General features: G+C 63.3%; 22 protein-coding genes. 14 read left to right on the top strand and 8 right to left on the bottom strand.

Going from position 1 to position 19,629, the window contains the following annotated elements:
• Nucleotides 1-98: 98 nt before the first annotated feature.
• From AWT76_RS07105 to AWT76_RS07085, 5 genes are all read left to right on the top strand, one after another.
• Entirely contained in the window at nucleotides 99-509 is a 411-nt protein-coding gene (locus AWT76_RS07105) for a universal stress protein (RefSeq protein WP_072245733.1), read from the top strand.
• A complete protein-coding gene (locus AWT76_RS07100) occupies nucleotides 502-918 on the top strand; it encodes a universal stress protein (protein ID WP_072245732.1) in 417 nt (138 codons plus the stop codon). The genes AWT76_RS07105 and AWT76_RS07100 overlap by 8 nt, the downstream gene beginning before the upstream one ends.
• A gap of 74 nt (nucleotides 919-992) precedes the next feature.
• A complete protein-coding gene (locus tag AWT76_RS07095) occupies nucleotides 993-1,409 on the top strand; it encodes a universal stress protein (protein WP_072245731.1) in 417 nt (138 codons plus the stop codon).
• An 89-nt stretch (nucleotides 1,410-1,498) separates the two neighbouring features.
• On the top strand, nucleotides 1,499-3,511 hold the full coding sequence (locus AWT76_RS07090) for an ASKHA domain-containing protein (protein ID WP_072245730.1): 2,013 nt from the start codon (nucleotides 1,499-1,501) through the stop codon (nucleotides 3,509-3,511).
• Between the two features lie 31 nt (nucleotides 3,512-3,542).
• Nucleotides 3,543-4,109, top strand: coding sequence for a hemerythrin domain-containing protein (locus tag AWT76_RS07085; RefSeq protein WP_072245729.1), 567 nt, complete (start codon nucleotides 3,543-3,545; stop codon nucleotides 4,107-4,109).
• Between the two features lie 34 nt (nucleotides 4,110-4,143).
• Here AWT76_RS07085 and AWT76_RS07080 read toward each other — a convergent pair whose 3' ends face one another.
• Nucleotides 4,144-5,469, bottom strand: a complete 1,326-nt coding sequence (locus tag AWT76_RS07080; protein ID WP_072245727.1) for an aspartate aminotransferase family protein — start codon at nucleotides 5,467-5,469, stop codon at nucleotides 4,144-4,146.
• Nucleotides 5,470-5,536: 67 nt separating this feature from the next.
• A complete protein-coding gene (locus tag AWT76_RS07075; protein WP_072247564.1) occupies nucleotides 5,537-5,824 on the bottom strand; it encodes a hypothetical protein in 288 nt (95 codons plus the stop codon).
• 193 nt (nucleotides 5,825-6,017) lie between these two features.
• Here AWT76_RS07075 and AWT76_RS07070 point away from each other — a divergent pair, with 193 nt between their 5' ends.
• The 9 genes from AWT76_RS07070 (at nucleotide 6,018) to AWT76_RS07030 (ending at nucleotide 13,200) form a co-directional block, all read left to right on the top strand.
• A complete protein-coding gene (locus AWT76_RS07070; protein ID WP_072245725.1) occupies nucleotides 6,018-6,875 on the top strand; it encodes an HpcH/HpaI aldolase/citrate lyase family protein in 858 nt (285 codons plus the stop codon).
• A gap of 12 nt (nucleotides 6,876-6,887) precedes the next feature.
• Nucleotides 6,888-7,448 carry an NnrU family protein gene (locus AWT76_RS07065; RefSeq protein WP_072245724.1) on the top strand — a complete coding sequence of 187 codons (561 nt, stop codon included), beginning with the start codon at nucleotides 6,888-6,890 and terminating at the stop codon, nucleotides 7,446-7,448.
• A complete protein-coding gene (locus AWT76_RS07060) occupies nucleotides 7,448-7,651 on the top strand; it encodes a DUF1737 domain-containing protein (protein WP_072245722.1) in 204 nt (67 codons plus the stop codon). Before AWT76_RS07065 ends, AWT76_RS07060 begins: the two co-directional genes overlap by 1 nt.
• Before the next feature lie 80 nt (nucleotides 7,652-7,731).
• Nucleotides 7,732-8,760: a MaoC family dehydratase gene (locus tag AWT76_RS07055; RefSeq protein WP_072245720.1), complete on the top strand. Its 1,029-nt coding sequence runs from the start codon at nucleotides 7,732-7,734 to the stop codon at nucleotides 8,758-8,760.
• 225 nt (nucleotides 8,761-8,985) lie between these two features.
• Nucleotides 8,986-9,369 carry a succinate dehydrogenase, cytochrome b556 subunit gene (gene sdhC, locus AWT76_RS07050; protein WP_072245719.1) on the top strand — a complete coding sequence of 128 codons (384 nt, stop codon included), beginning with the start codon at nucleotides 8,986-8,988 and terminating at the stop codon, nucleotides 9,367-9,369.
• Nucleotides 9,370-9,379: 10 nt separating this feature from the next.
• A complete protein-coding gene (sdhD, locus tag AWT76_RS07045; RefSeq protein WP_072245718.1) occupies nucleotides 9,380-9,760 on the top strand; it encodes a succinate dehydrogenase, hydrophobic membrane anchor protein in 381 nt (126 codons plus the stop codon).
• Between the two features lie 9 nt (nucleotides 9,761-9,769).
• A complete protein-coding gene (gene sdhA / locus AWT76_RS07040) occupies nucleotides 9,770-11,575 on the top strand; it encodes a succinate dehydrogenase flavoprotein subunit (RefSeq protein ID WP_072245716.1) in 1,806 nt (601 codons plus the stop codon).
• A 105-nt stretch (nucleotides 11,576-11,680) separates the two neighbouring features.
• Nucleotides 11,681-12,460 carry a succinate dehydrogenase iron-sulfur subunit gene (locus AWT76_RS07035; RefSeq protein WP_072245715.1) on the top strand — a complete coding sequence of 260 codons (780 nt, stop codon included), beginning with the start codon at nucleotides 11,681-11,683 and terminating at the stop codon, nucleotides 12,458-12,460.
• A 116-nt stretch (nucleotides 12,461-12,576) separates the two neighbouring features.
• Complete coding sequence (locus AWT76_RS07030) at nucleotides 12,577-13,200, top strand: hypothetical protein (RefSeq protein WP_072245713.1); 624 nt, start codon at nucleotides 12,577-12,579, stop codon at nucleotides 13,198-13,200.
• Here AWT76_RS07030 and pyrF read toward each other — a convergent pair.
• The 6 genes from pyrF to AWT76_RS17185 all read right to left on the bottom strand — a co-directional run bounded on the left by pyrF (nucleotide 13,187) and on the right by AWT76_RS17185 (nucleotide 19,580).
• Nucleotides 13,187-13,888, bottom strand: a complete 702-nt coding sequence (gene pyrF, locus AWT76_RS07025) for an orotidine-5'-phosphate decarboxylase (RefSeq protein WP_072247563.1) — start codon at nucleotides 13,886-13,888, stop codon at nucleotides 13,187-13,189. The two genes, AWT76_RS07030 and pyrF, sit on opposite strands and share 14 nt — an antisense overlap.
• A 68-nt stretch (nucleotides 13,889-13,956) precedes the next feature.
• Nucleotides 13,957-15,591, bottom strand: a complete 1,635-nt coding sequence (locus AWT76_RS07020; RefSeq protein ID WP_072245712.1) for a peptidoglycan-binding protein — start codon at nucleotides 15,589-15,591, stop codon at nucleotides 13,957-13,959.
• Nucleotides 15,592-15,696: 105 nt separating this feature from the next.
• Complete coding sequence (locus AWT76_RS07015) at nucleotides 15,697-16,323, bottom strand: class I SAM-dependent methyltransferase (protein WP_072245711.1); 627 nt, start codon at nucleotides 16,321-16,323, stop codon at nucleotides 15,697-15,699.
• A 61-nt stretch (nucleotides 16,324-16,384) separates the two neighbouring features.
• Complete coding sequence (locus AWT76_RS07010; protein ID WP_072245709.1) at nucleotides 16,385-17,764, bottom strand: cytochrome P450; 1,380 nt, start codon at nucleotides 17,762-17,764, stop codon at nucleotides 16,385-16,387.
• Entirely contained in the window at nucleotides 17,761-18,954 is a 1,194-nt protein-coding gene (locus AWT76_RS07005) for a hypothetical protein (protein WP_072245708.1), read from the bottom strand. Before AWT76_RS07005 ends, AWT76_RS07010 begins: the two co-directional genes overlap by 4 nt.
• Complete coding sequence (locus tag AWT76_RS17185; protein ID WP_281179087.1) at nucleotides 18,954-19,580, bottom strand: serine O-acetyltransferase; 627 nt, start codon at nucleotides 19,578-19,580, stop codon at nucleotides 18,954-18,956. The genes AWT76_RS07005 and AWT76_RS17185 overlap by 1 nt, the downstream gene beginning before the upstream one ends.
• Nucleotides 19,581-19,629 lie beyond the last annotated feature (49 nt).

Raw genomic sequence — 19,629 nt, 5'->3', positions numbered from 1 at the left:
CAGGCTGAAACAGGGGCGAATTCCTGCCGGTTTGACCGATATCAAGGTGCTTGGCACCAATTGCGACGATACTGGCCCGGAACGCTGGAGGAACGCCCATGTACAAGACCATTCTGGTTGCTGCCGATCTGGCGAAACCTGCCGAGGCCCGCAAGCTGCTAGAACAGGCGCAAAAGCTGTGCGCGCCCGAAGGCACAATTCGACTGCTGCATTTGCTGCGCGGCCATGTCACCGCCGCGCAGCGGGCAAGCGCGATGGCAGGGCTTCTTTCCCTTTCCGATGAAACGGATCCACGCGTGATGCCGATCCTGCGCGAGGGTGCCGTTGCGCCACAGATCAACGCCTTGGCAAAAGCTGACAAGGCTGATCTGGTCATGCTCGACAGCCGCTTGCCCGGTGTGACAGAATTCTTCATGGAAACGACCGCCACCAAACTGACACGCCATTCCAGCATCTCGGTGCTTGTGGCCCGCAACGCTCATTCTGAAAGGACTGCCCAACATGTATGATTCCATCGTCATCGCCGCCGCATTGTTCAACGAAGGCGCAACCACGCGCGCCGCTTTGGAAAAGGCCAAGACGCTGCTGAACCCCGGCGGTGCCGTAACGCTTGTCCATGTGATCGAAGAAGTGCCGGGCTATGTCGCGGCCTCGATTCCGAAAGAACATATGACCACGCGCCACCGCGAAGTTCAGGAGCAGCTGGATGCCATGGCCGCCGCGGCGACCGGCATCAAGGTCAAGGCGATCATCCGGCATGGCCAGCCTTCGGCCTCTATTCTTGGCGCGGGCAAAGAGGCCAATGCCGATCTTATCATGATCGCCAGCCATAAACCGGGCCTGAGCGATTATTTCATCGGCTCGACCGCCGCGCGCGTGGTGCGCCATGCGCAATGCTCGGTGCTGGTGACGCGCTGAATCTTGCGGGGGCAGTTTGCCAAGGCGCTGCCCCTGTGTCACTGTGCCAGCCGAACCTGCAAAAGGAGGGCAGCATGTATAAATCCATTGTCGTCGCCGTGGCTTTGTTCAATCAGGGTGCAACCAGCCGTGGGTTGATCCAGCGGGCCAACAAGCTGATCGACCCGGACGGCACGATCACCCTTGTGCATGTGCTGGACGAGGTGCCTGCCTATCTTGCCGCCGCGGTCGCCAAGGAACAGCTTCTGGCGCATCGCAAGGCGATCCGCGAACAGCTTGACTCGCTTGCGGCTTCGGCCAAGGCGAAACGGGTCGATGTCGATCTGCGCGGCGGGCGCCCGTCCGAGAATATCCTTGCCTGCGCCGAAGAATGCCATGCCGACCTGATCATGATCGCCAGCCACAAACCGGGCATGGGCGATTACTTCATCGGCTCGACCGCGTCGCGCGTGGTGCGCCACAGCCAAGTGTCGGTTTTGGTCAGCCGCTGACGCTTTTTTCCCGGCAAGTGACGCGAACAAACCTTTTCCTTGCGCGCCAAAGCGGTATCTGTCGCGCAAGGTTTCGCGGGTAGTAGCACATGTCGGACGCTCTGGTCATCTTCACGCCCTCTGGCAAACGGGGGCGTTTCGCGCTTGGCACGCCAGTTCTGACAGCCGCGCGACAATTGGGGGTGGACCTTGATTCGGTCTGCGGTGGGCGCGGCATCTGTTCCAAATGCCAGATCACGCCGGGCTATGGCGATTTCTCCAAACATGGCGTGAGTGTCGCACCCGATGCGCTATCCGAGTGGAACGCGGTCGAACAACGCTACAAGGACAAGCGCGGGCTGATCGATGGCCGCCGCTTGGGCTGTCAGGCGCAGATCATGGGCGATGTGGTCATCGATGTGCCTGCCGAAAGCCAGCTTCACAAGCAGGTCGTGCGCAAGGATGCCAGCACGCGCCCCATGGTCATGGACCCGGCCACACGCCTGTTTTTCGTAGAGGTCGCGGAACCCGACATGCACGAGCCATCGGGCGATCTGCAACGACTGGCCACGGCGCTGCGCGCACAATGGGACGTGCCCGAGATTTCGATGGGTCTGGACGTGCTGCGCAAGCTGCAACCCACGTTGCGCGCGGGCGGCTGGCAGGTGACGGTTGCGCTGTTTTCCGACCATTCGGGCGGCGCGGCGCAGGTGCTTGATATCTGGCCGGGGCTGTATGAAGGCACGCTTTATGGGCTGGCCATAGACCTTGGGTCCACCACCATTGCCGCGCATTTATGCGATTTGCGCGATGGGCAGGTTGTGGCGTCTTCCGGCATTATGAACCCGCAAATCCGCTTTGGCGAAGACCTGATGAGCCGCGTCAGCTACGCCATGATGAACCCCGGCGGCGATGTCGAGATGACCCGCGCGGTGCGCGAGGCGCTCGACACGCTGATCGGCGCGCTGGCGTCAGACGCGGGCTGCAACGCGCGGCAGATCATGGAAACGGTGATCGTGTGCAACCCGGTCATGCACCATCTGCTGTTGGGCGTGGACCCGGTGGAACTGGGCCAAGCGCCCTTTGCGCTGGCGACCTCGGGCGCGCTGTCGCTGAAAGCGTCCGAATTGGACCTGACCGCGCTGAACCCCGCTGCGCGGGCCTACCTGTTGCCGTGCATCGCCGGGCATGTCGGGGCCGATGCCGCCGCCGTCGCGCTGTCCGAAGCGCCAGAGCGATCGGATGATCTGGTGCTGATCGTCGATGTGGGCACCAATGCCGAGATCTTGCTGGGCGACAAGCGCCGGGTCCTGGCCTGCTCCTCGCCCACCGGGCCAGCGTTTGAAGGCGCGCAAATCTCCTCTGGCCAGCGCGCCGCCCCCGGCGCGATCGAGCGCATTGAGATTGACCCTGCCACCAAGGAGCCGCGCTTTCGGGTGATCGGGTGTGACCTGTGGTCGGATGACCCGGATTTTGCCGCCACTGTCACCGGCATTTGCGGGTCGGGCATTATCGAAGCTGTGGCCGAAATGCGCATGGCCGGGCTTGTGGACCCATCGGGCCTGATCGGGTCAGCCGAACAAACCGGCACATGGCGTTGCCAGCCCGAAGGCCGCACTCATGCCTATGTTATTCACGATGCCACCGCCACGGGCGGGCCGCGCATAACCGTCACCCAAGGCGATATTCGCGCGATCCAGCTTGCGAAATCGGCGCTTTATGCGGGCGCGCGGCTGTTGATGGATGAAATCGGCACTGACACGGTGGATCGCATTGTGCTGGCAGGTGCCTTTGGCGCGCATATCAGCCCTAAACATGCGATGGTTCTGGGCATGATCCCAGATGCGCCCTTGGACCGGGTGAGCAGTGCCGGCAACGCTGCGGGCACGGGCGCGCGGATGGCGCTGTGCTCAAAATCCGCGCGGGCGGGCATAGAGCGCACTGTGACCCGCATTCACAAGGTCGAAACCGCGATAGAGCCGCGCTTTCAAGAGCATTTCGTCGCGGCCAATGCCCTGCCCCATGCCACGGCCCCCTTCCCGGAACTGTCGCGCGTTGTGACGCTGCCGCAAGTCAGCTTCAACACCGGCGGAAGCGAAGGACGGCGGCGCAGGCGGGGTTGAAGCCGGGGCGCAGGGAGTTAATTTGCCCGCCATGGAACAAATTGACCTTGCCCAACGCAGCCGCCTGCCCGACGCGTTACGTGTGCTACTGGAACAATACCCCCGCGACATGTGGGAGAGCCATCGCAATTTCGACGGGCTGACCCGGTTCTGGCTGGAGCGGCACCTGATGTTCCGCCGCGCGCTGGGCCAGTGGCAGGATGACACGCGCGGCTTTCTGGACCGTGGCCGCGACCCGCGCGCACATGGGCAGATGACCGCGCGACTAGGCGGTTTTCTGATAAACGAGCTGCACGGCCACCACCACATAGAGGACGCGCATTACTTCCCGGTTCTGGCGCAAGCAGAGAAGCGCTTGGCCCACGGGTTCGAGTTGCTGGATGCCGACCATCACGCATTGGATTCGCAACTTGCCGCCTTGACGGATGCGGCGAATGCCCATCTGCGCGCGTTGCAAGATAAAGGCGCGGACCAAAAGGCCAGCGCGGGCGCGATGCTGGCACGGCTGGACGGGTTCGAGCGGTTTCTGGACCGCCATCTGGTTGATGAGGAAGAGCTGGTCGTGCCGACCATCCTACATCACGCGCTGAAATTCTAGGCAGGGGCACCGCCCCTGCCCGTTCGCATGTCTGCTAGGCTGCCAAAGCCGCCTCCACCGCCTCTGCCAGCCGTCCGACAATCTGGTCGACATCTTCTGGCGTGACAATGAAAGGCGGTGCCAGCAGCACATGATCGCCGCGCACCCCGTCAATCGTTCCGCCCATCGGGTAAACCATCAGGCCGCGCGCCATCGCCTCTGCCTTGATGCGAGCGTGCAGCTTGCGGGCGGGGTCCAACGGCGCTTTCGTGTCACGGTCGGCGACCAGTTCAATCGCCTGAAACAGCCCGCGCCCGCGAATATCACCGACATGGGCGTGCTGGCCAAAGGTCGCTTGCAACCGCGCGCGCAGATGCGCCCCCATGGCCTGCACATTGCTCAGCAGATTGTCGCGCGCAATGACCTTTTGCACCGCCAACGCGGCCGCTGCCGCCATCGGGTGGCCCATATAGGTGTGACCGTGCTGGAAAAAGCCGGTGCCTTGGGCAAAGGCCTGATAGATGCGGTCACTAAGCAATGTGGCCCCCACCGGCTGATAGCCCCCGCCCAAACCCTTGGCGATGGTTAGCAGGTCCGGCACAACCCCATCCTGCTCACACGCATAAAGCGACCCGGTGCGCCCCATACCGCACATCACCTCGTCCAGAATCAGCAGCACGCCGTATTTGTCGCAGATCGCGCGGATTTGTTTGAAATAATCACCCACGGACGGGACCGCCCCCGCGGTCGCCCCCACCACGGGTTCCGCGATAAAGGCGCATACGGTGTCGGGGCCAAGCTCAAGGATCTTGGTTTCCAATTCGCCCGCCGCGCGGGTGGCGTAATCGGCATCCGTCTCGCCCGCCAATTGCTCGCGGTATGCAAAGCAAGGCGCGATGTGATGCGCTTCCATCAAAAGTGGCTTGAACTGCGCGCGGCGCCATTCATTGCCGCCCGCGGCCAGCGCGCCCAAGGTGTTGCCATGGTAGCTTTGCCGCCGCGCGATGATATGGCGGCGCTGGGGTTGGCCAGTTTCAGTAAAATACTGGCGCGCCATTTTCAGCGCGGCTTCCACGGCTTCGGACCCGCCCGACACCAGATAGACATGGTCCAGACCGGCGGGCGCATCGGCGACCAGCCGGTCGGCCAGTTCCTCTGCAACGTCAGAGGTGAAGAACCCGGTATGCGCATAGGCCAGCTTGTCCAGCTGCGCATGCAGCGCCGCCAGCACATCGGGATGGCCATGCCCAAGGCAGGACACCGCCGCACCGCCAGAGGCGTCGATATAGTCGCGCCCCTCGGTGTCGATAAAGCGAATGCCCTGCGCGGTGCGGGCCACGCGCGGGGCGGAATGGATGGAACGGTGCAGAAGATGGGTCATGCCGGGGGCCTTTCGCAGTGTTCTGCCGCAATACCGCAGCCCACGGCCCCCGCGCAATGGAAACCGCTCAGATCGCGCGGCCAGCGGCGGGAAACACCTCGTGCCGCGCGGTGAAATCCTGACCATTGGCCAGCAAGCACATGCGCCCATCCGGCAGGCTGATGGTGATGGTCCATGCGCCCGTATCCGACGCGAAGGTTTCCATCACCGCTTGGCCCGCATGGCCCAGCGCGCGGCGGGTCTGTTCGGCTTGGGCCAACATGTCCAACACCTGCGCACGCGGGGCGCAGGGCATGGTCTGGGCCTGTGTGTTGGTGGCAAAGGCGGCAAGGCAAAGGGCAAGGCAAAGGCGCATGGCGTGGCTCCGGCTGGTGATGACCCCACGCCAACAGCCTGCCCAAAAGGCGCAAAAACCGGGTAAATGCAGCGCACGCGCCATGTTTGCGCACAAAAGTATACCGGCTTGCCGCGTTGCAGCAAATTTACCCTTGCCAATTGTAACCAAAACTGGTGGAAGTTGCGCAAGATTGTTACCCAAGGAGAAGGCCATGGACACGCGCCCCTTCCGGTCTGTGCTGTATATCCCCGGCTCGAAAGAGCGCGCCTTGCACAAGGCGACCACGCTGCCGACCGATGCCATCATCTTCGATCTGGAAGATGCCGTCGCCATTGACGAGAAGCCGCGCGCCCGCCGCCTGCTGGCCGACACGCTGCAAGACTTGGATTATGGCCCGCGCGTGCAATTGGTGCGGATCAACGCGCTGAACACGGAATGGGGCGCGGATGATCTGGATGTGATATCAGCCGCCCGGCCCGAAGCCATCCTGCTGCCCAAGGTTGACAGCGCCGCGCATATTGAAGACCTGGCCCGCCGGTTGGATGCCCGCCCCGAAACCGCCGACACGCGCATCTGGGCGATGATGGAATCGCCCCTTGGCGTTTTGAACGCGCTCGACATTGCCAGCGCGCCGCGCATGGCTGGGTTCATTATGGGCACGAATGATCTGGCCAAGGATATGGGGCTGCGCTACCGCGCCGACCGGATGCCGCTGTTCACGTCGCTGCAAATGGGGCTGCTTGCGGCAAAAGCGCGCGGGTTGGTCGCGGTGGACGGGGTGTATAACGCCTTCCGCGACGGCGCGGGGCTGCGCGCCGAATGCGAACAGGGCCGCGACATGGGCTTTGACGGCAAGACGCTGATCCACCCATCACAACTGGAAATCGCCAATACAATCTTCGCGCCCTCTTCGGACGAGATTGACACCGCACGCCGCCAGATTGACGCCTATAACGCCGCCGTCGCCCGCGGCGAAGGCGTCGCGGTTCTGGATGGAAAGATCGTCGAGAATCTGCACATAGTCACCGCGAAGCAAATCCTGGCGAAGGCAGACGCCCTCGCCAGTTAGGGAGTAAGCCAAATGGGAACTGTGGTGCTGGTTTTGGGCGTGGCCTTGTGGTGGGCGGCGCATCTGTTCAAGCGCGTGATGCCGCAACAGCGGGCCGCGATGGGCGAAACCGGTCGCTTGGCCGCAACCGGCGCGATCATCTTGTCGGTCGTGCTTATGGTGATCGGCTATAAATGGGCCGATCCGATCTGGCTGTGGGCGCGCCCGAACTGGATGATCCATCTGAACAACCTGCTGGTGTTCATCGGGTTCTACTTCTACGCCGCATCGGGGCTGAAAACCCGGCTGACACAAAAGGTCCGCCATCCGCAATTGTCGGGCTTCAAGGCATGGGCGCTGGCACATTTGTTGGTAGTGGGCAGCGTGCAGGGCGTGATCCTGTTCGGCGGCCTGCTGGCTTGGGCGGTGGTGTCGGTCATTGTCATCAACCGCGCGAACCGTGACTGGACGCGCCCGCCCGAAGCTGCACTCTGGCGCGAAGGCGTGGCTTTTGTTGCTGCATTATTCCTGATGCTGGTGGTCGGGCAAATCCACGGCTGGCTGGGCCCGTGGCCCTTTGGCGGGGGTGCCTGATGCTGGCGTATCGCTTGCTGACGGCAGAGGATACATCGGCCTTCTGCCACAAGGTAACGGAAGCGCTGTCGAAAGGCTGGGTGCTGCATGGCAGCCCCGCCTATGCGCATGATCCGGCCACGGGCGTTATGCGTTGTGCGCAGGCCGTCGTGAAAGAGGTAGAGGCGACCTATCGGCCCGAGCTGAAGCTCGGAAGTCTTTGATTAGGGGGCTGCCGCCCCCATCGGGGACGGGTGGCCCCGATTCCCCCGCGAGTATTTCCGGCAAGATGAAGGAAGAGGCGATGAGCAAGACCAGCAAGGGGCGGTTTTTCGAGGATTACCGCGTGGGCGAGGTGATCGCCCATGCCGTGCCGCGCACCGTATCGGGGGGTGAGCGGGCGCTGTATCATGCGCTCTACCCGGCGCGGGGAGCTTTGTATTCGTCGGATGAATTCGCCCGCGCCTGTGGTCTGCCTGCCAGCCCGGTCGATGACTTGATGGCGTTTCATATCGTGTTTGGCAAATCGGTGCCCGATATCAGCGTGAACGCTGTCGCCAATCTGGGCTATGCGCAGGGGCGGTTCCTGCGCCCGGTCTATGCCGGCGACACGTTGCGCGCCGCATCCGAAGTGATCGGGCTGAAGCAGAATTCCAACGGCAAATCGGGTGTTGTCTATGTGCGCACCAAGGGCCTGAACCAGCGTGACGAGGTGGTGCTGGACTATGTACGCTGGGTGATGGTGCGCAAGGGCGATCTGGACGCGCCCGCGCCTGACACCACGGTGCCAGACTTGGCGGGCGCGGTCGATGCGGGTGATTTGGTCGTGCCGGAAGGGCTGAGTTTTGGCAGCTATGATTGCGCCTTGGCGGGCGCGCCGCACCGCTGGGGCGATTACGCGGTGGGCGAGCAGATCGACCATATTGACGGTATGACCATGGAAGAGGCCGAGCATATGCTGGCCACGCGGCTGTGGCAGAACACCTCTAAGGTGCATTTCGACCGCACGCAGCGGGTGGATGGCAAATTGCTGGCCTATGGCGGACATGTCATTTCGGTTGCGCGTGCGCTGTCTTTCAACGGCTTGGCCAATGCCCAGATGATCGTGGCCATCAACGCAGGCAGCCATGCGAACCCCTGTTTCGCGGGCGACACGATCCGCGCCTGGTCAGAGGTTTTGGACCGGGCGGAAACGGCAGTGCCAAGCGTCGGTGCGCTGCGGTTGCGCACGGTGGCCACCAAGGGCGATCCTTTCGTTCTGCGCGGGGCCGAAGGCAAATACCACCGCGATGTCCTGCTGGATTTCGACTATTGGGTGCTCATGCCGCGCTAGGCGGGATGACCCCGAGTCGCAAAAGTGATCACAAGCCGCCAAGTTTGTGATCACGTGCCGCAAATCTGCGATCACAAACTGCCCTGATTGATCCGATTTTAGCGGAAACGTGGCGGTTTTTGTCGATATGGCCGCGCTCGAAGCGTGACATTCGCGTGAAATTCGGTATGCACAAGGCCAAGAGCCGGGTCGCGTGCGACCAGCCAAAAGAGAGAGGAGCCATCCATGGCCGATGTGAACCGGGGCAACCGCCCGCTTTCACCCCATCTTCAAGTTTACCGACTACCCCTTGCGGCGATCACGTCTATTCTGAACCGGATTACCGGGGTGGGCATGACGCTGGCATCCATCCTGATCGTGTGGTGGTTTGCGGCTGGCGCGTTCAGTGCAGACTATTTCGCCGTTGTGGACGGGTTGCTGACCTCTATCCTTGGCGAACTTGTGCTGGTCGGGTCGCTGGCGGCGCTGTGGTATCACATGCTGAATTCCATCCGTCACCTGATCTGGGACACCGGCCGCATGATGGATGTCGCGACCGTGGAAAAGACCAGCTACCTTGTGTTTGGCGGCACGGCTGTGCTGACCATCCTGACCATTCTGGCCGTGTAAGGGGGATATCATGAGCTTTAAGTCCGACTATTCCCGCGCCCATGGCCACGGTGCCGCAGGCGAAGGGCTGCACCATTGGTGGAGCCAGCGTGTCACTTCCATCGCGCTGATTCCGCTGACGTTGTTGTTCATCTTCCCGTTTGGCCGCACGCTTGGCGGCGGGCATGACGCCTTCGTCGCCACCTATTCCAACCTGTGGCACGCGCTGGTGGCGGTTCTGTTCATCATCGCGGCATTTGCGCATCTGCAACAGGGTTTGCAGACCGTGATCGAGGACTATGTTCCAAACAAGGCGCAGCGCACTGCCGCGCTGCTGATCAACATGCTGCTGTGCTGGGCGCTTGGCGCGGCTGGCGTTCTGTCGGTTGCCACCGTCCTGTTCAGCGCCTGAGGAAACGAGATGTCTGCATATAAGATCGAAGAACATACCTATGATGTCGTTGTAGTCGGCGCAGGCGGCGCAGGTTTGCGCGCCACGCTGGGCATGGCGGAACAGGGTCTGAAAACCGCCTGCGTGACCAAGGTTTTCCCGACCCGGTCACACACCGTGGCCGCCCAAGGCGGGATCGCGGCCAGCCTTGGCAATATGGGCCCCGATAGCTGGCAGTGGCACATGTATGACACTGTGAAAGGGTCGGACTGGCTGGGCGATACGGACGCCATGGAATATTTGGCCCGCGAAGCGCCCAAGGCCGTGTATGAACTGGAACATTACGGTGTCCCCTTTTCGCGGACCGAGGATGGCAAGATCTACCAGCGCCCCTTTGGTGGCCACACCACCGAATTCGGCGAAGGCCCGCCCGTGCAGCGCACCTGTGCCGCGGCCGACCGCACCGGCCATGCCATGCTGCACACGCTGTATGGTCAGTCGGTCAAGCAGAAGGCCGAATTCTTCATCGAATATTTCGCGACCGACCTTATCATGTCCGATGATGGCCAATGCCAAGGCGTGATGGCGTGGAAGCTGGATGATGGCACACTGCATGTGTTCAACGCCAAAATGGTCGTGCTGGCCACGGGCGGCTATGGGCGCGCCTATTTCAGCGCCACAAGTGCCCACACCTGCACCGGCGATGGCAACGGGATGGTGGCGCGCGCGGGCCTGCCGCTGCAAGACATGGAATTCGTGCAATTCCACCCGACCGGCATTTTCGGCGCGGGCTGCTTGATTACCGAAGGCGCGCGCGGCGAAGGCGGTTATCTGACCAATTCCGAAGGCGAGCGGTTCATGGAACGCTACGCGCCGACCTACAAGGATCTGGCAAGCCGCGATGTGGTGTCGCGCTGCATGACCATCGAAATTCGCGAAGGGCGCGGGGTTGGCCCGAACAAGGACCATATTCACCTGAACCTGTCGCACCTGCCGAAAGAGGCGCTGCATCTGCGCCTGCCCGGCATTTCGGAATCCGCCCGCGTGTTCGCAGGCGTGGATGTGACCAAAGAACCCATCCCCGTGCTGCCAACCGTGCATTACAACATGGGCGGCATTCCCACCAACTATTGGGGCGAGGTGCTGAACGCCGATGCCGAGAACCCCGACCGCATAGCCCCCGGCTTGATGGCGGTGGGCGAAGCGGCCTGTGCAAGCGTGCATGGTGCCAACCGTCTTGGGTCGAACAGCCTGATTGACCTTGTGGTGTTCGGCCGTGCGGCGGCCATTCGCGCGGGCCAGATCGTGGACCCGAAAGCGCCCAACCCCGAATTGAACCGCGCCAGCGTAGAGCGCGCTCTGGACCGGTTCGACAAGTTCCGCAACTTCAATGGCGGCACGCCCACGGCGGAACTGCGTCTGGAAATGCAGAAAACCATGCAATCCGATGCCGCCGTCTTCCGCACCGACAAGACGCTGGCCGAGGGTGTGGAGAAGATGAAAGCGGTCGCGGGCAAGATGGATGATCTGAAGGTCACCGACCGCTCGCTGATCTGGAACACCGACCTGATGGAAACGCTGGAGCTGGACAACCTGATGCCCTGCGCCATGGCGACCATCGTTTCGGCAGAGGCGCGCAAGGAAAGCCGTGGCGCGCACGCGCAGGAAGACCACCCCGACCGCGACGACGAAAACTGGCGCAAACATTCGCTGGCATGGGTGAATGGCGAAAAGGTGGCGCTGGATTATCGCCCCGTGCACCTGAACCCGCTGACCGGCCATAACGAAGGCGGGATCGACCTGAAAAAGATCGCGCCGAAAGCGCGCGTCTACTGACACCCTGCCGCGCGCCCGAAAAACGGCGCGCGGGTTTCGATACCCCAGCCCGGAGCGGGGGCACAGGCCCTGCCAGCACCGTTCCGAAGTTAAGGAGGCACCGCAATGGTCCAACTGACCCTGCCCAAAAACAGCCAGATGCGCACCGGCAAAACCTGGCCCAAGCCCGAAACCGGGGGCACGCTGCGCAAGTTCAGCATCTATCGCTGGAACCCAGATGACGGCGACAACCCGCGCGTGGACACCTATTTCGTGGACCTTGACGATTGCGGGCCGATGGTGCTGGACGCGCTGATCTATATCAAGACCAAGATCGACCCGACGCTGACCTTCCGCCGGTCCTGCCGCGAAGGCATCTGCGGGTCTTGCGCGATGAATATCGACGGGCAAAACCGTCTGGCCTGCATCTTCGGCATGGATGAGGTGAAGGGCGATGTGAAAATCTACCCCCTGCCCCATATGCCGGTCATCAAGGATCTGATCCCGGACCTGACGCATTTCTACGCGCAGCATGCCAGCATCAAGCCGTGGCTGGAAACCAAGTCGAACACGCCCGCGAAGGAATGGAAGCAGTCCATCGAGGATCGCGAGAAGCTGGATGGCCTGTATGAATGCGTGATGTGCGCGTGCTGCTCGACATCCTGCCCCAGCTATTGGTGGAATGGCGACCGTTACCTTGGCCCGGCCGCCCTGCTGCATGCCTATCGCTGGCTGATCGACAGCCGGGACGAGGCCACGGGCGAACGTCTGGACGACCTGCATGACCCGTTCAAGCTGTATCGCTGCCACACGATCATGAACTGCGCCAAGACCTGCCCCAAAGGCCTGAACCCGGCAAAGGCGATTGCCGAAGTCAAGAAAATGATGGTCGATCGCGTGCTGTAAGCGTTGCTAGGGGGGCGCTCGCGCCCCCCTCTGGGCGCGCAGGCGCGCCCATTCACCCCCCTGAGGATATTTGGGCAAGGATGAATTAGCCACGCCGCGCACTAAGTCATAGCGGTATGAAGACGAAGCCCCCCATCGACGTGGTCGTGTTGCGCGGCCTTCTGTTCGTCGCATTGACGGGGCTGGCGATTGTGGGGGTCGCTATGGCGATGACCGACAGCACCCGCGTGCTGCGCACCACGCCACCGCCTGAATATGAACTGCACCTGTCCGAAGACGGAACGAGCTTTCGCTTCACGGGGCTGGTCGATTTCGGGCTGACGCGCGATCTGCGGCTTCTGGCGCAAGAGCATCCCGAAGTGAAGCAGCTTATCCTAGACAGCCGTGGCGGCTATATCGCGGAAGCGCGCGGCGCGGTCACGGTATTGCAAAGCCAAGGAATTGCCACGCATGTCGAGCGGCATTGCGCTTCGGCCTGCGCGTTGATCTTTGCAGGCGGCACGGCGCGATCCTTGACGCCCGATGCCCGGATCGGCCTGCATGGCTACGCCCTGCGCCCTGACAACATGTATTTCGGTATGATCGACCCGCGCCGCGAAATGGCGCGAGATATGGACATCTACCGCGCGCAACAGATTGCCGAACCCTTCGTGCAGAAATTGGCGGGCCTGCCCCAAGCGCCCATGTGGTATCCCGACCATGCCGCGCTGCGGTCGGCGGGCTTTGTCACCCTGCCCTGACGGGAAGCTCTGCCAGCACCGCTTCCGCCGCCGCGCGGGGGGTATCTGCGCGCCAGATCGGGCGCCCGACAACGATATGATCTGCCCCATCCGACAGTGCCTGCGCGGGTGTGGCGATGCGCTTTTGGTCATCGGCCACCGCGCCGGAGGGGCGCACGCCGGGGGTGACGATCAATCGCCCCGTTGCATTGGGCAGCGCGCGGATTGCGGCGGCTTCTTGCGGGCTGGCGATCACGCCATGCGCGCCCGCGTCGAAGGCGGCACTCGCGCGCGCCAGCACGATTTCCGGCACCGGACCGGGACGAATTTGCGCGGCGTCCAGATCGGCACGGTCAGACGAGGTCAGCACCGTGACCGCCAGAATTTTCAGCCCCGTGCCCTCTGCGCCCGCCCGCGCGGCGGCGACCACGGACGGATCACCATGCACGGTCAGGAAATCGAGATCATAGGCCGCAATCCCGCGCACGGCGTTTTCGACCGTTGCGGGAATATCGAAGAACTTCATATCAAGGAAGATGCGCTTGCCATGTTCCTGTTTCAGTTCATTGGCCAAGGCCAGACCACCGCCGGTCAACATGCCCAGCCCGATTTTGTAAAACGACACCGCGTCGCCAAGGCGCGCGGCCATGTCCAGCCCCGCGACAGCATTGGGCAGATCAAGGGCAACGATCAGGCGGTCATCAGACAGGCTCATGGGGCTGGCTCCGGCAAGAGAAGGGACGCCCACTGCTACCCCAGCCATGCGGGCAAGGCAAGCTAGCGGAACAGACCGCGCAGCGCGTCTTGCAGCATGGCATCCAGCAATCCCTGACGCACATAGCCGTTGACCGGCAGACCAAATTGCGCTTGCGCCTGACGCACCGCGGCGCGGGTCTGATCGTCAAAGCGGCCATCGACCGGGCCGGGATCATAACCCAGATTGCTCAATCGGCGCTCGACCAGACGGCGCAGCGCAGGTGTCATCAGCAAGGCTTCTTCTTGCTCCAGCACCGCGACTGGGGGGGTGTCGGGGGCCGGCTCATCGGTGGTCGGGTCCAGCGCCGCAAGGCGCAGCCGCGCTTCGGGCGCAAAGCGGCCTTCGGGGAATTCCGACAGGTAGCGGCGATAGGCTCGGGCAGTGTCGCGGGCGTCGGCCCGCCGCCATGCATCGCGGTCGGTTTGCAGCCGTGCCTGTGCTTCCAACTCTGCCAGACGTTCGCGCGCCAATGCTGCGAAAATCCCGTCCGGGTAACGGCCCAGATAGGCGCGCAGGCCCGCTTCATCTGCCCCTGCACCTGTGCCATCCCAATAGGCGCGGTCGGCGCGTTCAGCGGCTTCGCGGCGGGCGCGTTCCTCGGCCTCTATTTCTGCGGCACGACGCGCGGCTTGCCCGGCCAGTTGAAAGATCTGGTCACGGGTCAGATACCCGGTCTCGTCCAGATCGGACCGCCCCTGCCAGCCGCGAATCGCGCCGCGCGTGCCGGGGCCGAACAACCCGTCAATGCCACGGGTGTTGAAGCCCAGTGTGGTCAGGTCGCGCTGGATGGCGCGGCGCTCATCGCGCGACAATAGAAGGTCGGCCTCAATCCTCTCTGGCGTGTTGCGCAGCGCCTCTATCCTTAGGCGCGCTTCCTGCGCGCTTAGCCCATTGGGGAATTGCGCCAAATAATCGCGATAGGCGGCCTCTGTATCGGCGGCGCGCGCGCTCTGCCACGCATCGCGGTCGGCTTGGGCCACGGGCGCGAAACCTTCTGGCAGGAAGGGCACCAACGTGGGCACCATGCCATCGGCGCGCAGGCCGGAATTTTCGGCCAAGGCTTCGGACAGCGTGGTGCCCGGTGTCAGCACAGCGTCCAGCCCCGCCAACGTGGCCCGCAGATCGCCGCAAATGACCGCAACCTGACGCGGCACGGCAAGCCGTTCGGGCAGGCCCGCGCGCAGGCCAAAGCCCAATTCATCGTTTAGCGCGCGCGGGTTGGGCGCGACCAGCCAGATATGCGCCGCGCCGCTGGCAGAACTCGCCAGTTCCATAACCGTATCCAGCCGCAACCCGGCACCGTCCACGCTGCCAAGCCCCGGTTCTTCCGCGTCAAGGCCCAAGAACCACGCGCCACTTTCGGACGCGACGAACCACCCCGCCGCAACGATTACCAACCGCGTGACATCGCCATCTGCCAGCCGCGCTTCCAGCGCCGCCAATTCGGCCCGCAGATCGCCGGTTTGCAGGTCGCGCGCGGTCACGATATCGAACCCCGCGCGGGCCAGAACCCCTTGGGCCTGATCGGCCAGCCGCGTGCCAGACGGGTCTGGAAGCGTGCGGTAATCAGAGTTTTCAAGAACCAGCGCTATGTTTTCCGCCCGCAAGGGCAAGGCCACCAAGGCCAAGAATGCCGTCAACAGGATGTGGCGCATGGGCGGACCTCGCAAACAGGTGACAGCGCCAGCTTAGCCAGCATGTCGCGCCCACGCAACGTTGCCGCGCATGGGGCTATGCGAATCAACGCGTATTTGAACCGGTCACACCATGTCTGCCGATTTGCGGAACACCGAGAATTGGAAATCCTGCATATTGCCCTTGGGCGTGCGATGCGCATGGCGCAGCGATTGCAGCGGCGTCAGCAAACCCGGCGCAAGCTCTGCCATGCGCTTGGCCAAGGTTTCGGGCGCGTATCGCTGCACCGGCAGGTTGGAACATGTGTCAGGCCCAGTCAGGTCGAAAGTGGCGATGATCGCCACGCCGCCGGGGCGCAAGGCGCGGTTCAAGGTTTGCAGGTATCGCTGCTGATCGGCCGGTTCGGTCAGGAAATGAAACACCGCCCGGTCATGCCATAGGTCATAGGCGCGGTCGGGCGACCAGTTGCAGATATTGGCCGCAACAAGCGTGACAGGCGCATCTGCCAAGCGTTGCCTCGTGATTTGCAAGGCCGTTCTGGACAGGTCCAGAACCGTGACCGCCCCCGCCCCGCAGCCCAGCGCATGGTCGGCCAAGCGCGAGGCCCCACCGCCCACGTCCAGCAAGGTGCCCGCCTTTGGCAAATACTGGCGCACAAGGGCCAGCGACTGCGCGGGCGTGTCTTCGAACCATGTCAGCGCATCCTCGGCACGCGCGGTGTAAGCGGTGTTCCAGTGTTGACCCAGATCCATTCTTGCCCCTGCTATGCGGTCTTGGGGTCAAGCGCGCGCGCAAAGACACAAGCCCATCAATTCACATATTGGAATGTAATTCGCGCCGCTGGAATTGCAACCAGATACCATCATGCGCGCGCACGGTCATATGCGCCTGCGGGATGGGCACGCGCGCGGGGTCGGCGTGCACCTGCCAATCGGCCAGTAGGCGGGCAAGGATCAGCACGGCTTCGGCCATGGCAAACCCCGCACCGGGGCAAACGCGCGGGCCGGCGGAAAACGGGATATACCCGTCACGGGCCTGCGCGCGACTGCTGCCCTGTTGCCAACGTTCGGGGCGAAACGCGTGTGGATCAGGCCAGATATGTTCGTTGCGCCCCATATGCCATGGGCTGACAATGACCTGCGCGCCAGCGGCGATGGGGCGGTTGCGAAAGGTCTCTGGCTGTGCCGCCTCGCGCACCATCATGGGCACGGGCGGGTAAAGGCGCAGCGCCTCGCGGAATGTATCGCGGATGCGCGGAAACTGCCGCAATATGCTGAAATCGGGCGCGGGGCCACCGATATGGGGGCGGATGGCCTGCGCCTCTGCGGCAAGTTGCGCCTGCCAATCGGGGTGCGTGGCGATCAGATACAGCGCCCATGCCAAGGCAGAGGCGCTGGTTTCATGCCCCGCCAGAAAGAAGATGGCGACCTGATCGACCATTTCTTCGGTCGCAAAACACATGCCGGTGTCGGGGTCGCGGGTGGTCATGATCTTGGTCGCCAGATCGTCAGGGGCGGTGCCTGCGGCAATGGCCGCCGCGCGCGCCGCCGTCATGCCGGTAATCAACGCGCGAATGCGCTTGGCGGTTGCCCGCGCGCGGCGCGGCATGGGGCGCGGCAGCCAACGTGGCAGGGGCACGACCGCGGCCAGATTCAGGATAGGCGCCGCACGCTGATGGGCGCGAAAGGCGGTGTAGACCTCTGCCGCCGCCCGATCCTCTATCGGGACGGAAAACAGCGTGCGGAAGATGACATCGGCGGCGGCGTGGCTGGTCAGGGCCTCGACCTCTGCCCAGCCTTCGGTCAGGCGGGCGGCCATGGCTTCGGTCGCGCCCCACATGGCCGGAAAGCTATCCTTCAACTGCCCGCCTTCAAAGGCCGGGTCGATCATGCGGCGCTGGCGCGCCCATGTCGCGCCATTGGTCACGAAAACCGAATTGCCCAAAAGCGGGCGCAGCCCTTCGCGCACACGCCCCGATTTCGGAAAATCGCCTGCCCGCTCTTGCAGCACCAGCCGCACCAGATCGGGCGTGTTGACCATGACCGACTGCAAGAAGGGCAATCGAAACTCTGCCATTTTGGCACGGTAAAGCTTGGCCGGCTGGGCGGATAGAATATCGCGCCGGAACATCCGCAGATGCCGCCACAGCGCCACGCGCTCGGGGCGGTGCGCGGGCATGGGCGGGCGGGTCATGCCGCCCTCGGCAGGTAGCAGGCGCGCGACACGCTGGCCGAGGGTTTGCGCCCCTTGAACCGTTCGGCCAAGGAAACCGGCCCGGCGGTGATCTGGAAATAATCATAGTCCTTCGGCGCATCAAACGCGCAAAGATATTGAAAATGCAGCCGGAAATAGCGGCGCTTGTATTTGCGGTAGGTTTCGGGCCGCAGGCTTTGGGTAAAAGCGGCCGAAATCATCAGCGGCCATTTCTGCCCCGCACTGCCCGCGCCAGAACAGGCCACCGGGTCGCACAGCGCGTAGCAACAGCCATCACCGGGCGCGGTCACATCCAGCCAAAACAGCTTGTCCGACTGCGAGAGCGCGGCCAGATCGGCGCGCAAGCCCTGCGCCTGCGGCAAATAGGATTGCATCGGCACCGCATGACCCAGCGACAGGAAGGCCAGCTTGCCCGGCGGCACATTGCCCGCAATCACCCGCCCCAGCACCGACACGCCCAAATGCACGCCAGAGGAATGGCCAACCACCAGCACCTCGTCCAGCTTGGGATCGGCCAGCGCGGCCGCGATCAGCGCGGCGAAGTCATCCAGCCGCGCTTCCAATTCGGGCGGGTTGCGGCCCTTGTGCTTGGCGGTAAAGGCGAAATCCAACAGCAGGTAATGCACGAACAGTTTGCCATCTATCCGCCGGAACCCTTCCAAGACCGGCCAAACCACGCCCATCCCCAACAGGTAGGCCGCCCAACCCGGCAAAACAAAGCTCAGCGCCCAACCCATAGCCCCCGCCGCCAGCGCCGCGACCAGCAACTGCGCCAGCAGCATTACCACGGGGTACATGGCCGCAATCCCCGGCCCTGCGCGCAAGCGAAACAGCCGCAACAGCGCGCCGGTGGACAGGTAAATCCACGCTGTGCGGGCCAGCAACGCATAGGTGGCCCAGATCCCCGCGGTCATGGATTTGCGCACGATATCGGACCATTCCAGTATCTGGATACGGCTTTCGGACGGCACGCCATCGGTCTGCGCCGCCACGATCCAGCCATAGGGGCCGTCCGCCTTCAGGGGTCTTTGGCGCAGGCTGTAACCCGAAATGGCGGCCTGCGCGGCCCCTTCCGTGCGGTAAAGCTCGCGGTAGCGGCGCGGCGGAAACGGGTCATAGCCCGGAATGTAGAACACCTGCCGCCGGAACGGCCTGCCCGTGCCTGTCATCACCCGGCCTCTGCCGCGCCAATTTCTGACGGGTCACGCATTCGGATGCACTTGGCCGGCACGCCCACCATCACCGCGCAGGGCGGCACGTCCTTGACCACCACCGCATTGGCCCCGATCCATGCGCCCCGCCCGACAGTTATATCGCCCAGCACCGCCGCGCCTGCGCCGATATCGACATGGTCTTCCAGCACGGGGCGGGCGTGAATGTCGTCATCGCGGGGAATGCCCAAAGTGGTGTTCTGGCGCAGCACCACGTCATTGCCGATGGACCGCGCCACAAGAACCATGCCGCCCGAATGCTCCAGCCGCACCCGCCGCCCGACCTGCACCGTATAGGGCAATTCGATACCACCAACCCACTGGCACGCCCGGAACATGACCCGATAAATCACGGTCAGCACCATGCGCGCTGGTTTGAACCGCACCGACATGCGCCAGTTTCCGAAACGATGCCAGAACAGGCACCAAAACCCTTGCGCCAGCCAATCTCCGCGATGGGTGCGCAAATCCTCTGCCACCAAATGCCAAAACCCAACACCGGGCGGGTTGGCATTGGTGCTGCCATCGGAAGTCGGGGCGGCGCGCGGCCGCTGGCGCTTGAGAGAATCCTCGGACAGGGTCACACAATACCTCGCCATTTCCTGCAACGTCAGCTTAGCGCGAAACCTCCGA

Origin of the sequence: Roseibaca calidilacus, from assembly GCF_001517585.1 — a bacterium.
GTDB lineage: Bacteria > Pseudomonadota > Alphaproteobacteria > Rhodobacterales > Rhodobacteraceae > Roseinatronobacter > Roseinatronobacter calidilacus.
Note: the sequence above shows the minus strand (reverse complement) of the source record. Positions and strands in the feature narration are given on the sequence as shown.

Coding starts and splice junctions, on each gene's coding strand:
- AWT76_RS07020 (WP_072245712.1), bottom strand. CDS start 15,591: ATGCGCCACATCCTGTTGACGGCATTCTTGGCCTTGGTGGCCTTGCCC.
- AWT76_RS07035 (WP_072245715.1), top strand. CDS start 11,681: ATGGTCCAACTGACCCTGCCCAAAAACAGCCAGATGCGCACCGGCAAA.
- sdhA (WP_072245716.1), top strand. CDS start 9,770: ATGTCTGCATATAAGATCGAAGAACATACCTATGATGTCGTTGTAGTC.
- AWT76_RS07080 (WP_072245727.1), bottom strand. CDS start 5,469: ATGACCCATCTTCTGCACCGTTCCATCCATTCCGCCCCGCGCGTGGCC.
- AWT76_RS07070 (WP_072245725.1), top strand. CDS start 6,018: ATGGACACGCGCCCCTTCCGGTCTGTGCTGTATATCCCCGGCTCGAAA.
- AWT76_RS07030 (WP_072245713.1), top strand. CDS start 12,577: ATGAAGACGAAGCCCCCCATCGACGTGGTCGTGTTGCGCGGCCTTCTG.
- AWT76_RS07105 (WP_072245733.1), top strand. CDS start 99: ATGTACAAGACCATTCTGGTTGCTGCCGATCTGGCGAAACCTGCCGAG.
- AWT76_RS07005 (WP_072245708.1), bottom strand. CDS start 18,954: ATGACAGGCACGGGCAGGCCGTTCCGGCGGCAGGTGTTCTACATTCCG.
- AWT76_RS07085 (WP_072245729.1), top strand. CDS start 3,543: ATGGAACAAATTGACCTTGCCCAACGCAGCCGCCTGCCCGACGCGTTA.
- AWT76_RS07090 (WP_072245730.1), top strand. CDS start 1,499: ATGTCGGACGCTCTGGTCATCTTCACGCCCTCTGGCAAACGGGGGCGT.
- AWT76_RS07015 (WP_072245711.1), bottom strand. CDS start 16,323: ATGGATCTGGGTCAACACTGGAACACCGCTTACACCGCGCGTGCCGAG.
- AWT76_RS07060 (WP_072245722.1), top strand. CDS start 7,448: ATGCTGGCGTATCGCTTGCTGACGGCAGAGGATACATCGGCCTTCTGC.
- AWT76_RS07075 (WP_072247564.1), bottom strand. CDS start 5,824: ATGCGCCTTTGCCTTGCCCTTTGCCTTGCCGCCTTTGCCACCAACACA.
- AWT76_RS07010 (WP_072245709.1), bottom strand. CDS start 17,764: ATGACCCGCCCGCCCATGCCCGCGCACCGCCCCGAGCGCGTGGCGCTG.
- sdhD (WP_072245718.1), top strand. CDS start 9,380: ATGAGCTTTAAGTCCGACTATTCCCGCGCCCATGGCCACGGTGCCGCA.
- AWT76_RS07095 (WP_072245731.1), top strand. CDS start 993: ATGTATAAATCCATTGTCGTCGCCGTGGCTTTGTTCAATCAGGGTGCA.
- AWT76_RS07100 (WP_072245732.1), top strand. CDS start 502: ATGTATGATTCCATCGTCATCGCCGCCGCATTGTTCAACGAAGGCGCA.
- AWT76_RS07065 (WP_072245724.1), top strand. CDS start 6,888: ATGGGAACTGTGGTGCTGGTTTTGGGCGTGGCCTTGTGGTGGGCGGCG.
- sdhC (WP_072245719.1), top strand. CDS start 8,986: ATGGCCGATGTGAACCGGGGCAACCGCCCGCTTTCACCCCATCTTCAA.
- AWT76_RS07055 (WP_072245720.1), top strand. CDS start 7,732: ATGAGCAAGACCAGCAAGGGGCGGTTTTTCGAGGATTACCGCGTGGGC.